At 40.6% G+C, this 14,698-nt stretch carries 19 protein-coding genes; 9 read left to right on the top strand and 10 right to left on the bottom strand.

The features are described from left to right. Positions 1-45 precede the first annotated feature (45 nt). Positions 46-717, bottom strand: a complete 672-nt coding sequence (locus tag RWN13_RS21055) for a DsbA family oxidoreductase (RefSeq protein ID WP_314067736.1) — start codon at positions 715-717, stop codon at positions 46-48. Positions 718-950: 233 nt separating this feature from the next. Between RWN13_RS21055 and RWN13_RS21050 the strand changes: the two genes are divergently transcribed. From RWN13_RS21050 to RWN13_RS21040, 3 genes are read left to right on the top strand one after another with little or no spacing between them, the layout of a single operon-like run. Further along, positions 951-3,311 carry an ATP-dependent DNA helicase gene (locus tag RWN13_RS21050; RefSeq protein ID WP_314067733.1) on the top strand — a complete coding sequence of 787 codons (2,361 nt, stop codon included), beginning with the start codon at positions 951-953 and terminating at the stop codon, positions 3,309-3,311. Continuing rightward, positions 3,304-3,441 (top strand): hypothetical protein, encoded by a 138-nt coding sequence (locus tag RWN13_RS21045; protein WP_314067732.1) that lies wholly within the window; start codon positions 3,304-3,306, stop codon positions 3,439-3,441. The genes RWN13_RS21050 and RWN13_RS21045 overlap by 8 nt, the downstream gene beginning before the upstream one ends. A gap of 6 nt (positions 3,442-3,447) precedes the next feature. Then, on the top strand, positions 3,448-3,801 hold the full coding sequence (locus RWN13_RS21040) for a MepB family protein (RefSeq protein WP_314067730.1): 354 nt from the start codon (positions 3,448-3,450) through the stop codon (positions 3,799-3,801). 52 nt (positions 3,802-3,853) lie between these two features. Here the strand turns inward: RWN13_RS21040 and RWN13_RS21035 are convergent, their stop codons facing one another. Next, positions 3,854-4,477: a histidine phosphatase family protein gene (locus RWN13_RS21035; protein ID WP_314067729.1), complete on the bottom strand. Its 624-nt coding sequence runs from the start codon at positions 4,475-4,477 to the stop codon at positions 3,854-3,856. A gap of 11 nt (positions 4,478-4,488) precedes the next feature. Next, positions 4,489-4,734 (bottom strand): hypothetical protein, encoded by a 246-nt coding sequence (locus tag RWN13_RS21030; protein WP_314067727.1) that lies wholly within the window; start codon positions 4,732-4,734, stop codon positions 4,489-4,491. Between the two features lie 719 nt (positions 4,735-5,453). On the opposite strand from RWN13_RS21030, the gene RWN13_RS21025 reads away from it, so the two are divergent. From RWN13_RS21025 to RWN13_RS21010, 4 genes are all read left to right on the top strand, one after another. Next, complete coding sequence (locus RWN13_RS21025; RefSeq protein ID WP_314067726.1) at positions 5,454-6,302, top strand: YitT family protein; 849 nt, start codon at positions 5,454-5,456, stop codon at positions 6,300-6,302. A gap of 104 nt (positions 6,303-6,406) precedes the next feature. Continuing rightward, on the top strand, positions 6,407-6,835 hold the full coding sequence (locus RWN13_RS21020) for a MarR family transcriptional regulator (protein WP_314067725.1): 429 nt from the start codon (positions 6,407-6,409) through the stop codon (positions 6,833-6,835). 106 nt (positions 6,836-6,941) lie between these two features. Beyond that, positions 6,942-7,172, top strand: coding sequence for a (4Fe-4S)-binding protein (locus RWN13_RS21015; protein ID WP_314067724.1), 231 nt, complete (start codon positions 6,942-6,944; stop codon positions 7,170-7,172). A 30-nt stretch (positions 7,173-7,202) separates the two neighbouring features. Continuing rightward, a complete protein-coding gene (locus RWN13_RS21010; protein ID WP_314067722.1) occupies positions 7,203-7,478 on the top strand; it encodes a GNAT family N-acetyltransferase in 276 nt (91 codons plus the stop codon). A 42-nt stretch (positions 7,479-7,520) separates the two neighbouring features. On the opposite strand, the gene RWN13_RS21005 is transcribed toward RWN13_RS21010, so the two are convergent. From RWN13_RS21005 to RWN13_RS20975, 7 genes are all read right to left on the bottom strand, one after another. Continuing rightward, positions 7,521-8,915: a HAMP domain-containing sensor histidine kinase gene (locus tag RWN13_RS21005; protein ID WP_314067720.1), complete on the bottom strand. Its 1,395-nt coding sequence runs from the start codon at positions 8,913-8,915 to the stop codon at positions 7,521-7,523. Continuing rightward, positions 8,912-9,580: a response regulator transcription factor gene (locus RWN13_RS21000; protein WP_314067719.1), complete on the bottom strand. Its 669-nt coding sequence runs from the start codon at positions 9,578-9,580 to the stop codon at positions 8,912-8,914. Before RWN13_RS21000 ends, RWN13_RS21005 begins: the two co-directional genes overlap by 4 nt. Before the next feature lie 20 nt (positions 9,581-9,600). After that, positions 9,601-9,804: an SHOCT domain-containing protein gene (locus RWN13_RS20995; protein ID WP_314067717.1), complete on the bottom strand. Its 204-nt coding sequence runs from the start codon at positions 9,802-9,804 to the stop codon at positions 9,601-9,603. Between the two features lie 63 nt (positions 9,805-9,867). Next, positions 9,868-10,110 (bottom strand): hypothetical protein, encoded by a 243-nt coding sequence (locus tag RWN13_RS20990; RefSeq protein WP_314067716.1) that lies wholly within the window; start codon positions 10,108-10,110, stop codon positions 9,868-9,870. 159 nt (positions 10,111-10,269) lie between these two features. Further along, positions 10,270-11,733, bottom strand: a complete 1,464-nt coding sequence (locus tag RWN13_RS20985) for an ABC transporter ATP-binding protein (RefSeq protein WP_314067715.1) — start codon at positions 11,731-11,733, stop codon at positions 10,270-10,272. Further along, the gene (locus RWN13_RS20980) at positions 11,734-12,426 is read right to left on the bottom strand and encodes an energy-coupling factor transporter transmembrane component T (RefSeq protein ID WP_314067714.1); all 693 of its coding nucleotides are present in this window, start codon (positions 12,424-12,426) and stop codon (positions 11,734-11,736) included. It abuts the gene before it with no gap. Between the two features lie 37 nt (positions 12,427-12,463). Next, on the bottom strand, positions 12,464-13,048 hold the full coding sequence (locus RWN13_RS20975) for an MptD family putative ECF transporter S component (RefSeq protein WP_314067713.1): 585 nt from the start codon (positions 13,046-13,048) through the stop codon (positions 12,464-12,466). Between the two features lie 314 nt (positions 13,049-13,362). Between RWN13_RS20975 and coaB the strand changes: the two genes are divergently transcribed. Both coaB and RWN13_RS20965 read left to right on the top strand, forming a co-directional pair. Beyond that, a complete protein-coding gene (gene coaB / locus RWN13_RS20970) occupies positions 13,363-14,091 on the top strand; it encodes a phosphopantothenate--cysteine ligase (RefSeq protein ID WP_314067712.1) in 729 nt (242 codons plus the stop codon). After that, positions 14,092-14,643: a flavoprotein gene (locus RWN13_RS20965; protein ID WP_314067710.1), complete on the top strand. Its 552-nt coding sequence runs from the start codon at positions 14,092-14,094 to the stop codon at positions 14,641-14,643. It begins immediately after the preceding gene. Positions 14,644-14,698: the final 55 nt, after the last annotated feature.

Raw genomic sequence — 14,698 nt, 5'->3', positions numbered from 1 at the left:
ATGTCCAGAGCCTTATTTATTTGGTGTGGAGCCGAGTAAGTGTGATTAAATGCTGCAAGAACCATCTTCACAATTTAGGTCCTTACTCGGTTGTCCTTCAGTTGGCACTTGTTTTAAGACGTTTTCAAAGGTTGCAACAGGTTGGGCGCCACTGATGGCATATTGATCGTTAATTAAGAAGAAGGGCACACTTTGTATGCCTAATTCCAGTGCTTTTGTCTGATCAACTCGGACAGGTGCCAAATAGTCATTGGAATGGATGACCCGGCGTAGCTCAGTCTCATCTAAGCCCACACTAGTTCCGATAGCGACTAAGGTCTCTTCATCATTTAAGAAAGCCCCTTTAGTGAAATAGGCATCCATGCCGGCTTCTACAAATTCATTGCCTTTGCCCTGATTTTTAGCCAATTGAGCCAAACGATGAGCCGTAAAAGTGTTAGTTGGTTGCATGGCTTCAAAGTCGTAAGTTAATCCTGTTGCAGCTGCCATTTGTCTAACTTGATCGTTGTTAGCCTTAGATTGTTCATAGCTAATCCCGTATTTATTAGCAATCAGTTGGTGAATATCTTCTTCGTAGTGAGTAGCAGCTTGTGGGTCAAGCTCGAAGCTGTGAAAAACAACCTCCACATCCTCACGACCAGCTAAAGCTGTTTCTAAGTGACGTTTGCCGATGTAACAAAACGGACAAGCGAAATCAGACCAAATATCTATTTTCATGTAAGCACCTCTTTTGATTTGCAGCTTACATTTAGTAAGCTTTTTTATTCTCTATTAGTCTAGTGCCTTTAAAGAAAAATGTCAACGATTTGATTTGTACAATGGGAATGTATGTTCTATAATGGAGGAACAAGAGAACGCACCCCGTTTTGCTTAAACTAATTAGCGAAAAGTAGGAAAAATATGAAACAGGTGGCTTGCCTAGAGGTTCAAAGGCAAGCAAGGAGGTCTAAATGGCAATTAAAAATCAGTTATCTGTCAGGCGTTTAGTTGAATTTATCATGCGAAAAGGCAGCATTGATTCACGAATTACTAGCCTGGATAATGCCATGGCAGAAGGAACCCGCCTCCATACTAAAATTCAAAAAGCCATGGGCCCTGACTATCAAAAAGAAGTCACCTTATCCATAAAAGTGCCACTAGCAGAACGTGAGTTAGTGATTGACGGACGAGCAGATGGAATTATTCGTGATGGCAATGGGGTGACCATTGATGAAATCAAAACTTCTGAGCGTGAGTTTGAAGATGTTTCTCAGGAACAACTTGACCTGTACTGGTACCAAGCCATGTGTTATGGCTATATGGTAGCCCATGAGGAAGAGCTTAGTGAAATTCAGGTCCAGTTGACCTATATGCAAAGCGTATCAGAGGAGATTACCCGTCAAAAGAGAACCCATACCTTCGCTGAACTAGAGGCTTTTTTTCAAGAATTAATCAGTCGGTATGAAGTTTGGTTAATTTTTCAAGACAATTGGACGACAATTCGAAATAGCTCCATTCAAAAGTTAACCTTTCCTTACGGAGACTATCGTAAAGGTCAGCGGGAATTAGCTGTGGCCACTTATAAGACTATCTTGTCGGAAAAAAAATTGTACACAGAAGCGCCGACAGGTACTGGTAAAACAATTTCTACTTTATTTCCGGCTGTCAAAAGTATAGGCGAAGGAAAGACCGAAAAAATTTTTTATTTGACGGCTAAGACCATCACCCGTCAAGTGGCAGAAGACGCCGTTGAGGGAATGAAGCGGAAGGGTCTGAAACTAAAGAGTGTCACCTTAACAGCAAAGGACAAGATTTGTTTTTTGGACGAGCGAATCTGTACACCCGAACATTGTCCTTTTGCCAATGGTTATTATGATCGCTTAAACGAAGGCCTTTTTGATTTGTTGGAACATGAAGATCAGTTAACCCGTGAGGTGATTGAAGCATACGCCCGTAAGCACACCCTCTGTCCGTTTGAATTGTCATTAGATATTAGTTTGTGGTGTGACACGATTATTTGTGATTACAACTATTTATTTGATCCAATTGTCTATTTGCGGCGCTTTTTTCAAGCAGAGAAAGAGGATTATGTCTTTTTAGTGGATGAGACTCATAATCTGGTCAATCGAGGGAAAGAGATGTTTTCAGCCAGTTTATCACGGAATCAATTTGCTGCAGTTAAAAAGATTTTGCCAACGGAAGACAAGCTATTACGCCGCCGTTTAACCCGTGTAATGAAAGAATTAAAACAATTTGGAGATGCCTGCGAAGACCGTGATTTCATGAAACAGAGTGAACCAGTAGATTCCTTATTTCATCATTTGTATCAACTTAATGAAGCGGTTAAAGAATGGTTACCTCAACATCTGAATGGTCAGGGAGAAAAGGAAGTTCTCGGCCTTTATTTTGAGGTCATCAATTATTTGAAGATCAGTGAATTGTACGATGAACGTTATATGACGTATGTTTCATGCAAAGATAAAGACGTATATATCAAGCAATTGTGTCTGGATCCCTCCTATTTATTAGGGCAAACATTGGCAAAAGGCAAAGCCAGTGTCTTATTTTCAGCTAGTTTGTCGCCCTTGTTTTATTATTCAGATGTATTAGGTGGTGGTGAGGAAGGCTTAACTTATCAGCTACCTTCTCCCTTTGATCCTTATAATCAGTTACTGGTGGTAGCAGATTATTTACAAACGACCTACCGCGAACGGGAAAAAAACATTCCTGATTTAATCGAGAGTATCGCCTCAATGGTCAAAGGGAAAACTGGTAATTACATGGTTTTCTTTCCTTCCTATGCTTATTTGGATCAAGTTCTTTACGGCTTTAGCGAGGCCCATCCAGAAATATTGACCATGACTCAAACAGGCCAAATGAGTGAAGAAGAACGGGAGGCATTTCTGAATCAGTTTGTTCCGGAGCCAAGCTCGAGCTTAGTTGCTTTTTGTGTGTTAGGCGGTATCTTTTCAGAAGGAATCGATTTGAAAGGGGATCGCTTAAGTGGTGTGGCGATTGTCGGTGTTGGGCTGCCACAGGTGAACTTAGAGCAGGAGCTATTAAAGGGCTACTACGATCAGCAAAATGGCGATGGTTTTCAATACGCCTATCAAATACCGGGCATGAATAAAGTATTGCAAGCCGCTGGCCGCGTCATTCGTGACAGTCATGATATCGGGGTTGTTTTATTGTTGGATCAACGATTTAACACTCAGAGGTATAAACGCTATTTTCCACCGCATTGGCAGCATGGACAAATTGCCCATACTCTCGGCCAGTTAGATCAGCAGATCCAAGCTTTTTGGCAAGAAAAGGTGGCTCAAGATGACTGATTTTAAGCAAAGTTTAGCAGTTGTGCAAAAAGAACTGTATCGGACATTAATCCCTGATAAAGTGAGCGTAGAACTCCAAAATCTAGAGTATGGTGCTGGGCGATTTTGGCTGGAAAAGACCAGTGTCTGATATCGAGTGGCTAAAATAACGCCTAAAAAAATAGGCCAATTCGTGGCCCTTTGGTATAAAGATCAAGGGAAGAATACCCCTTACTCTGCAACGGATAGTCCCGATGTTTTAGTGGTTAACACTTTCACGTCTGAAAGGTCTGGACAATTTGTTTTCCCTAAAGAAGAACTAGCCAGACGAGGGATCTTAAGTCAAGAGAAACCAGGGAAAATGGCAATGCGAGTCTATCCAGTTTGGGATCAACCAACTAGCTCTCAAGCCTTAGCTACCCAGAAGTGGCAACAACCTTATTTCATTGAATTTGGTCACGGTTTATCTGTGGATCAAAAGCGATTACGTCAATTATACCAATTGGATTAACAAAACAGCAGGTTTACTTCCCGAGACAATGGGTTGGTAAGCCTACTGTTTATTAAGGGATAAAACTAGTATCATTCCAAGTGTCGATAGTCAGAGTTTGACCTTCATTGGAGCTGATGACCGTCGTGACGCTGGTGTTGTCTAAAAAACTGCCCTGACGAATCTCTGATAGAGGGGTGCCCTGAAGGTCTTTCAACAAGGTTTGCAGAAAAAGACCATGAGAGACAATCAAGACATCATCTTCAGGGTGCTCCTTGGCTATTTTTTGGAATATCAGCTTTCCCCGTTGAATCATGGCTGCGAAAGTCTCACCGCCAAAATGGCTGGGATTGTAAAGGTGTGGCCGATGAACCAGATGTTGAAATTCAGCGTCATGGTGGTAATTAATTTCAGGTTGTCCGTCCCACGACCCAAATCCCATCTCGCGTAAATCTTCAATGGTTTCTAACTTCGGAGGGTGGTTGTGTTGATCTAAGATTAGCTGAGCGGTGTCTTGAGCGCGTTTTTGAGGACTAACAAAAACCTTTTTAAAGGGAACGGCTTTTAAATGGTTGCCAACTAAGGTTGCACCTGTTCGTCCTTCTGCGAGTAAGGGGGAATCAATACCACCACCTTGAAAGGTTTTATTGAGGTTAAATTCAGTCTTACCGTGGCGCACACAATAAAATGTGGTCATAATAATCTCCTTTAAATCATATTTTCTTGTAAGTCATTGGATATAGCTCCATTATCCCTCATAAGCTTAAGGGGAACAAGGTAAAAAGCCAAGGAGAACATTACATGCTCCAAGGCTTTAAAAGGGGGGGAAAGTTGTTTGCAGCAGCAACAGTTGTTACCGCCAGCAATAATCAACTTTTTTATAAGAATAGGGAGAGTATCAACAAGTAGCCAATAACGAAAAAAATCGATAAACACTCTTTGTTTTTTAATCATCACCTAATCTATTTATAATATTCCCACAATTAACTGAAAAAAACAAGAGATTTAACTGAAAAGTTTTAATTTTCAGATAATTCGGCGATTTGCCCATTTAATAGGACCCTTTGCCGAGGGTGAGAGCATTCCTAAACCTTGGGTTTTGACTAAAAGAGACTAAAGTATGAGAGAGCTCATGAGGAATAACCTTCTCAAGCCTGATTTATTTTCTTGGTTTATGACTTATAATAAGGATAAACGTATCAGGAGAATGAAAACCTGAAGACAGGTATCAACCGTTTAATGCAAAATGCCTTCAAGCTAAGTTTGCTGGTCAGCACAACCCGCTTAGTCGGGGAATTTGGCTAGTCGGAGTTGCCTTAGTGCGACCACTGTTAGTCCTTGGCACGACCTTTATCGGAGGGGAGTCATTTGTTGTCGGGAATTATTTATCCTCACTTATTTTGGCAAGGGGGGCTTTTATCTCCTTGCACATTTCACCAGAATTACTAGTGCATTTCATGAGGCAGTTCGGGCCTTCTTAGAGTAGCTCTTCTCGATGGCTACCTAAGAATTAATTGACTTTTCTTCTCACTCTTCGTTATAATACAAAAGAAGCACTATAAATAGAAATTTGGGACTCCCCATTTTTCTATTTTTTTATGCCTTTTTACCTTATGTGATACAGCTATAGGAAAGCGTGATCTGTAGCTTGCGATAGAAATGGAGTGTTCAGAATGTCAAATTTTTTTACGAAAGAACGGGTCTTAGATTTGGTGTATGTTTTAGGAGGGGCCTTCGTTTTAGCCGTCTCGATAAATGCTATCTTATTACCGAATCAAATCGTGGCAGGTGGTGCCAATGGGATTAGTATTATCATCAATCACCTTTTTGGGTTCAATGTATCAACAGTCCTTTACATCATTAATATTCCGTTATTACTGCTGTGCTTTGCATTATTAGGAAAAGAAGTCGGTATGAAAACAATTGTGGGAAGTATGATTTATCCTTTTTTTGTGGGTATTACGGCGAATATGCCTGTTTTGACTCATAATCCTTTGTTGGCAGGGATTTTTGGTGGGATTGTAACGGGATTAGGCTTAGGTCTAGTTTTTAAAGGCAACGCTTCGACTGGTGGTACAGCGATCATTTCGCAAATTGTGACGAAATATTTAAAGATACCAATTGGGGTAGCCGTCTCAGTTGTTGATGGGTTTGTTATCTTAGGTGCTTTGATCGCCTTTGATGTGGAAATTGTGCTCTACTCATTAATTTGTCTGTTTGTTATCGGTCGCGTGATTGATTTAGTACAAGTCAGCTTTGACCGCTCTAAAAATGTTCTAATTATCTCAGAGAAATCTGCGGAGATTCAAGGAATGATTTTGGAAGACTTGGACCGAGGTGTTACCTCGATACCTGTCAAAGGGGGGTATTCTCAAGGGCAGCAGGAAATGTTAATGTGTGTGCTTCCTGAAAAAGAATTTCTTGAACTACGGGAGCGAGTGCTGGCAATTGACCCTCACGGCTTCGTAGTGGCTATGGCTGCCAGTGAGGTTATGGGCAAGGGATTTAGTTTAGGTAGGTAATGAAGGGCAATGCCGGTTTACGCCAGCATTGCTTTTTTGAGGTGAATTACTTGCATTTTTATCACTTGCCTAGTAAAGTGATGGTAAAGAGAAGAGGTGGACAATTGGAGAAAGTTAGCTTAAGTAATTTAACCTGGTTGCGAATGATGCGTTTTATTCATTTAAGCAATCAGCTATCCAATGAGCACTTAAAAGAATTTGGTTTAACGGTGGCGCAATTTGACACCTTGATGCAAATTAAAGTTTACCAGCCCTTGACTCAAGGGGAATTAGCCGAAAGAACCACAGTTACTCAAGGTGGAATTTCTCGAATGCTTAGTCGTCTTGAAAAAGAAGGCTATATTCGTCGAGAAACAGAGTGGAAAACCAAGACCATTTCTTTAACAGCAGAAGGGGAAGAAATCCTGTCTCAGGCTCAGCCGAGTCAAGAAGCGTTTCAAGAGAGTTTTTTTACAGAGGCCCTAACGTCAGAAGAGCTTCAAACATTTTCCCGAATGATGAGTAAAATTCATCGCAAAGCTATAAATCGTTAGGAAGCCCTCTCGATAGAGTAAAAAACAGACATTGACGGATTGTTTCAACAAAAACTGAGAGAGCCAATTTTTAATGAAATGCAATAAACAGAAGGGAGCTGACACAATGGAAGCAGAACTACTAGAACAAGGGTACCGTAAATACAGTGGGAAAGAGGTAGATGTCTATTTTAACACCTCAATCTGTATACATTCGGGCAATTGTGTTCGAGGAAATCAAGAGATTTTTAATTTAGATCGTCGGCCTTGGATTTTACCTGACAACGCCGATAGCCAAGAAGTCACCCGTGTGATTGATACCTGTCCCAGTAGTGCGTTAAGGTATATTCAACATTAATCACTGTAAAAACGATAAGGAGGATATGAGATGAAGTTTATTGAAGAAAGCACTCGTTTTTTCCAAGCGGATGAGGTTGGAAAATTGATTGCTGAAATTACTTTTAGTGTAGCTGGAGACCATACCTACATTATTGATCATACCTTTGTGGATGAACAATACCGAGGTCAGGGATTGGCTCAACAACTCGTAAAGCTAGTGGTTGAAAAAGCTCGAGCTCAGGATAAAAAAATTATCCCCCTATGCCCTTTCGCTAAAGCCGAAATCGAAGGGACACCAGCTTACCATGATGTTCTAAGGAAATAATAAAAGCCGAGCCTGCACAGATATCTGTGCAGGCTCGGCTTATTAGTTTCGAGGTAATGTAATCGTAAAACTAGTGCCCTTAGGGCTACTCTCAACCCTAATAGTGCCACCATGAGCGTCAACAATGCTTTTAACAACGGCTAAACCAATTCCTTGACCTTCGATCTTGCGGTTTCTGGCTTTATCTGCCATATAAAAACGATCAAAGATGAGGGGGACTTCCTCAGGAGACAAGCCAATCCCACTATCGCTGACAACAAGGATAAGGTGATCAGGTTGAGAGGTAATCTTTAGAGTAATGGTACCTTTTGCTGGTGTAAACTTGATTGCATTTGAAAGAAGATTGGTCAACACTTGGCTTAATTGATCCTGATCAGCCACAATAAGAGCCGAATTTCCTTGAATGTTGAAAGTAAGTTCTTTTTCACTAAGAGCCGCATTAAAATTATTAGCAATGTGCTGACTTAATGTTAAGAGGTTGAAAGAGCTCTTAAGGAGGGGCTCCTGCTGTTCCTCTAAGCGGGAGATTCGCTCGATAGAGGCCACAAGTCGAGTGAGACGTAAAATCTCTTCGTGGCAGGTTTGCAACCTATCAGGTGTCACATCCCAAATCCCGTCAATCATTGCTTCAACATTTCCTTGGAGTGTTGTTAAAGGCGTGCGGATTTCGTGGGCAATATCAGTCGACATTTTTTTTCGGAGCATGTCTTGGCTATCTAGACGCTGAGTTAATTCATTGACAGAGTGAATGAGCTCGCTGATTTCAGTAATGGGTGTCGCCAACTCGATATGTTGAGAGTAATCCCCTTGTGCCACTTTTTTTGTTAACTGATTAACCGTGATTAAAGGACGGCTGATTTGTCGAGCAATTAAGGAAGCCAACAATAAGGAAAGAGGCAGAGCCAAAATAAAAATAAAAGCTAAATTGCGTTTCATCGTGCGCATAAACTGCAGATCATTAGTCGTATACTTTAAGGCACCATAATAGCCAAAGGTCACTTTGCCAAGGGTTTGATTATTGACCGTTAACGGCAAGCTGGTTTCAACGTAATCAGAATTCGTTTTATCAATCCGAGCAACGGCTTGAGCGCAGTGATCCTGCATCATGTGGTGGCGCCCACTTCCTTGATTAGTTTCAGTGCTCCAAATAAGTTGTTCATGCTGGTCTATGACCGTCATTAAGACGTTGCCCATGCTGGCTTGCTCGCCAATCGCCACGATTTCCTCTTGATACCAGTCATTTGTTTGAGGGTTGAAGGCAGTTTCAACCCGATGCTGATACTCAATCAAAGTATCAGCGTATTTGTCATCCACATACTTAGCAAAATGAGTGTTCATCAAGTTGATGGTAATCAAGCTTAAAAAGCCTACTAGTAAAAGAGAGATTAAAAGAAAAGAAAAGAGCAATTGGGTGCGAAGGGTCCGCTGTTTTTTCATAAGCAACCGAACCGATAACCACTGCCGTGAACCGTCATGATGTAAGTTGGTTTTCTCGGGTTATCACCAAGCTTTTGCCGCAGATTTTTAATATGCGAGTCGATAGCCCGATCAAAACCGTCAAAATCGTCACCTTTAATTTGTTCGATCAATTGTTCACGAGTGAACAATTGATGAGGCCGTTTAGCCAGTGTTTCTAAAAGGGTGAATTCCGTAGCTGTCAGGTTTACCTCTGTCTCATCCAGAAATACTTGACGAGTTTCGGGCTGGATGATTAAGTCTTTAAATAGTAAGGCCGTAGGGAGAACAGGATTAACCCGACGTAAGACGGTCCCGATTCTGGCTACCAATTCTTTAGGGCTAAAGGGCTTAACAAGATAATCGTCTGCGCCAACCTTTAGGCCTGTCAAGATGTCCTCTTCAGCCGATTTTGCTGTCAGCATAATAATCGGAACATTGGACTGTTGCCTCAAACGGCGACAAACGTCCAGTCCACTTAAATCAGGCAACATCAGATCAAGGACGACAAGGTCAGGTTCTTCGGTTAATGCCTTGAGGGCATCCAGACCATTGCAGGCTTCGATCACCTCGTAGTTGCTGGCAGTTAAATAGGCCTTAACAATTTCTAAAATTTTAGGTTCGTCGTCTACAATTAAAATTTTCATATCGTCTCCTGATCTTTATGCTAGTCCATATATGGCTTTTTCTGTAAATATTCTTCTTCAGTGATGGTGCCTTTAGCAAATTCTTTTAATAATATCTCGTGAGCGGTCTCAGACTTTGGTTCTGTAAGCTGGCTTTGTTGGGATCTATTAGTCAAAGCATGCCACAATAATAAACCACCTCCAACTAAAAGTAACAGCCAAAGCCAACCTATTGGCATTATCATACCAAATCTTCCTCGAGAAAAAAAGTTTGTACAGTGATTTAACATAAAATAAGCCTTCTTTCTTTAGTCAATCGATTGATCAGCGCAATGCTGTCCATTAGAGCTATGATGATTACCTTTGTAATCAGTCTGTCTGCTAGAGTGATCAATAGAGTCAGTTGTTTTATTACTGGCTAATGGAGTTGTCACAAGTTGGTCTCGTTGAGCCTCTGGAGCGCTTGTGGCTTGTCCTGTAACGAACCACCCCACTCCAGCAATGGCAATACAGATAATCGCCACGGTAATCAGTAAGTTGTTGTTTTTCATCATCTTCCTCCTATCTATCAAATCCCCCTCATTGTAACCAAGAGTTTTGTAGGAATTATGGAGAAATCTCAAGACAGCAAAAAAAGCTGAAAAAAATCAGCTTTGACTTGAGGCTAGATTTAAATGTTCTTATTAATCGTATCGGTAACGGGTGCCACTTTAATGGCTCAGCTCATTAAAAATTGTTATTAACTCTTTTGTAGTGGTTTTATCAAGGGTGAATTCAGCCCCTTTTTTCCCCTGGTCAATGGTCAGCAATTTAGTGCAAGTGCTTTGAATGAATTCCAAATCATGACTAATAATGAAAATGAAAACATTCAACTTTCTGAGGTTGGCAACCATTTGACTGGTTTGTTGCATGTGATAGTAATCCAAACCACTGGTGGGTTCGTCCAAAATGATGATTTTTTTTCCAGATAACACAGCAGTAGCTACAGCAACTCGTTGTTTTTGACCGCCGGAAAGGCTCATTGGGTGGCGGCCTAGTAACTTTTCTAGGTTGAATGAGGTTACAACTCGGTTGAACAACTCAGGTTGTCCGGCTTTTAAGAGAAGCTCCTTTTCAACAGTCTCGCAAAACAGTTGATAGTTAACGTCTTGCATCACCAAGTAACTCATGCTTAAGCGATCCTTCCGAGATAAAGAGGTTGTTTCGTTTAATACGAAGTTACCAACCGTTCTTTTTTGTAAACCAGACAGCGATCGGGCGAAAGTTGATTTACCTGCCCCATTTCGTCCTAAGATACCAGTCACATCGCCCGAAGTAAAACACAAGTCTGTTAAATCTAAAGCTTCAGCTGAGGTTTTAGAATAACGAAACTGTAGTTTGGGAATGGTAAGTGTATCGGGTGTCCCTAAAGAAAGTATCGGCGCTTCTGTTGTCAGATGATCAAGTGATAAGGTTCGTAAACCAAGATTTCTTAAAGTGGTTTCATCAAGGGTTGCAAACTCTTTAGCAGAAAAAATTGAATGAATGTGTCCCTCTTCAATTAGAACAAAACGATCTGCTAAATCCTTCAAGTAATAAAGACGGTGCTCAGCAATCACAATGGTGGCGCCGCGCTGTTTAATCGCCAGTAAAATGTTCTTGATTTTTTCAATCGTCATTAAATCAAGATTGCTTGAAGGCTCGTCTAAAACCAAGATTTTAGGTTGAATCATATAAGCAGATGCAAAGGCAACTAATTGTTTTTCGCCACCGGATAAATCGAACATTTTACGGTTTAATAAGTGCTGAATGTCAAACAATTCGGCGACTTCCGCCATTCGTTCGACAATCACTCCTTTGGCTATTCCCATGTTCTCACAGGCAAAGGCTAATTCGCTTTCCACATCAACCGTAAAAAATTGTGTTTTAGGGTTTTGAAAAACTGAACCGACTATTTCTGATAAGGCGTAGATAGGTGTTTCGGTGGTCCTAAATTGATTGACAATGACATCACCAGAGATCTTTCCTTCGTATAATTCGGGAATCAGCCCATTGATTAAGCGAGTTAAGGTTGTTTTTCCGCAACCGCTTTTGCCACAAAGGATCAGGCACTCTCCTTTGGAAATAGTAAATGATAGATCGCCTAAGCCATGGTTATTTTCATAGTGAAAGGCTACCTCGTTAAATTCAATCATTTAAAAGACTCCTCTCAGAAGCATAATCCCTAAAGCCACAGCTAAGACGAGATAGTCTAGTAATTGAAAGCCACTGTGAACGATGGTGGTGTGTTTGGTTGGATTAGAAATCCCGCGGGTGAGAGCGGCAGCACTTAAATCAACCGCAGTTGTTGTGGCTGACATCAGTAGCGGAACCACAATATATTCCAAGGTTTGAATCGGGTGTTTTAATAAATCAAAATTTGTCACGGCAATGCCACGTAAACGCATAGCCGATCGAATGTGTTGGTAGTCACCTTTTAAAGTAGGGAAAAAACGAAATAAAACACTAAAAGGGATGACGATAAATTCAGGTAAATGCCATTTCCGCAAAGTATACATCAATTCGGAAACCTTGGTGGTTCCTATAAAAAGCCCGCCAACAAGTAAAAGTGGCAGGAGACGTCTCAAAGTGATCGCATATAAAGAAAAGAAGGACACGAAATAGTTTAGGTAGTGACCGACTAATAATTGCTCAATGGCGATGCAGCTTAAGTATATCAAGGTGTAAATCGCCGCTCGTTTTTTGCCACCAATTACCAGTGTAATTAATAAAAGAAAGCTAACACTGACGAATTCATCCATTAAAGAGAATTGAAAAAAGGTTAGAAAATTAGCAAAAATCAATAAGATTAGTTTAGTTTGTGTATCTAAAAAAAACTTTTGGGACAAAGGGACTGTCTCCTTTCACTAAGATTAGATAATAAGGTTAGATCGTTGAAAAATGTTTGTCGACGATTTTGCGACCAATAAAAATGCCAATGGCGCCACATACGACTGTAAAAATCAAGCAAACAGCTAGATTTGGCCAAGTGATATTGGCGAAGGTACGAGCGATGTATTCAGCGTCCTTACCACGGTTAACAAGGCTTTGAGTATAGCCATTTTTGAAAAACCAAAGAGGCAGAATTGGACCAGTCATATTCAGTGAAAAGACTAAAAAGCTTAGTTGGTTTAAACGGCGGTCAACGTAGCCGCCTTTTTTTGCAATTAAATCGGCACCAATTCCAAAAATAATGTGAGGTACAATCGCTAAAATAAAACGACCAATTAGAATGAAAAATAATCCCATAATAATCCCCATGGTTGAGATAGCACCAAATTTTGGTACTTTTTTAATTAGTAACAAATAGACGGGACCGGTAATAAGAGCACAAAAGCCTGGCAATAATAAAACGGAAAATCCTGGTAGTAGCGCAGTTCCAGCACCAGATGCAATAGCGGTTAAGACAAAATATATGGCTGAATAAACGCCAATTGTAATCATGTCTTGAATTTTAAGTGATTTACCCATGAATAATAATGACTCCTTCTTTAAAATGATTATTTTTTCACAATCTAGACTGCTAGACAGTGCTGATAAAGCTCCATCAAAAGGAAGCGAATATCTTTACGTAGTATATCATAATTGATAATGATTATCAGTTATTGAGGATCGATTTATTGAAAATAAATGGAAAACTTAAAAGGAAGGGTTAATTTTAAGTTTATCAATCTCAATTTTTTCTAAAATTATGGGCTAACCACTTTCATTTTAGCTGAATCTCTACTACACTAAGTAAGGAACAAGGGTTAATAAAAGAGAAGTCAAAGGATAGGGTGGCAAATATGCGAGTTTTGATTACAGCTGGTGGAACCTCTGAGCGGATTGATGATGTTAGAGCGATTACGAATTTTTCAACAGGAAGACTAGGCAGTCTAGTGGCCGAAGCCTATAGTCAATTACCAAATGTTGACGTGACACTAATTAGTGCAAAACGATCGCTAAAACCGACTAACTCAGCTATTAACATCATAGAGGTTGAAAGCGTTCAGGAGCTATTTTCGGAGGTTACCAACCAGTTGGAGCGATATACATTTGATATTGTCGTTCACAGTATGGCAGTGAGTGATTATTATTTAGTAGGCACAACTAGCCAAGAGACATTAGTTAGTGAGTTAGAACAAAATCAATCCGTTACTGAGGGACTGAACCGAGCCTTTGAGCCGATTAGTAGCCAACCTAAGAAGTTAAGTTCGCAATCAGAGACCATGTATTTCCAATTGAAGCAAACACCAAAAGTAATTGGGCTGATTAAACAGTTGCAACCCGATACGTGCTTAGTTGGTTTTAAGTTGTTAGTGGATATACCAGAAGAGCAGTTAGTGCAAGTGGCCAAGAGATTAATGGCAAAAAACGACTGTGATTTTGTTTTGGCAAATGATAAAACGAAAATTAGCGGTGACCACCATCTAGGGCATCTAATTAACCCTCTAGGTGAGTTTACAACCTATACTAGTAAGCAAGCCATTGCTCAAGGAATAATTGAGCAAACCATGAAAGGAAGAACGAATTAAATGAAACGAGTCGTATTAGGCGTTAGCGCAAGTATCGCCGCCTATAAAGCAGCAACAATTGTTACCGAATTGAAAAAACAGGGAGTCGATGTTCACGTCATCATGACCCAGAACAGTACCCAGTTTATCACCCCATTAACGATGCAGATTTTATCGGAAAATCCGGTTCACATAGATGTTATGACAGAGCCATCAGTGGAACGTATCAATCATATCTATTTGGCGCAAAACAGTGATTTAATTTTAATCGCACCAACTACGGCCAATACGATAGGCAAGATTGCCAACGGCATTGCGGATGACATGCTGTCAACGGTTTGCATGGCAACACCGACGACCACACCTAAATTATATGCACCAGCGATGAATACAAAGATGTACGAACAAATTGTCACCCAAGAAAACATGGCGAAACTAGCCCGCTACGGATACCAAGAAATTAAACCGGTTGTGGAACGCTTAGCCTGTGGCGATATCGGTATTGGCGCCATGGCTAAAGTACCAGAGATTGTGGAACGGGTGATGGCAGAATTGAATAGTGTAAGAGTATAGAAAGAGGCTGAGACAAAACTCCCTTAAAACAGAAAAATATCTTGGTGACTATCAG

It is taken from the genome of uncultured Vagococcus sp. (assembly GCF_963518325.1).
GTDB lineage: Bacteria > Bacillota > Bacilli > Lactobacillales > Vagococcaceae > Vagococcus_D.
Note: the sequence above shows the minus strand (reverse complement) of the source record. Positions and strands in the feature narration are given on the sequence as shown.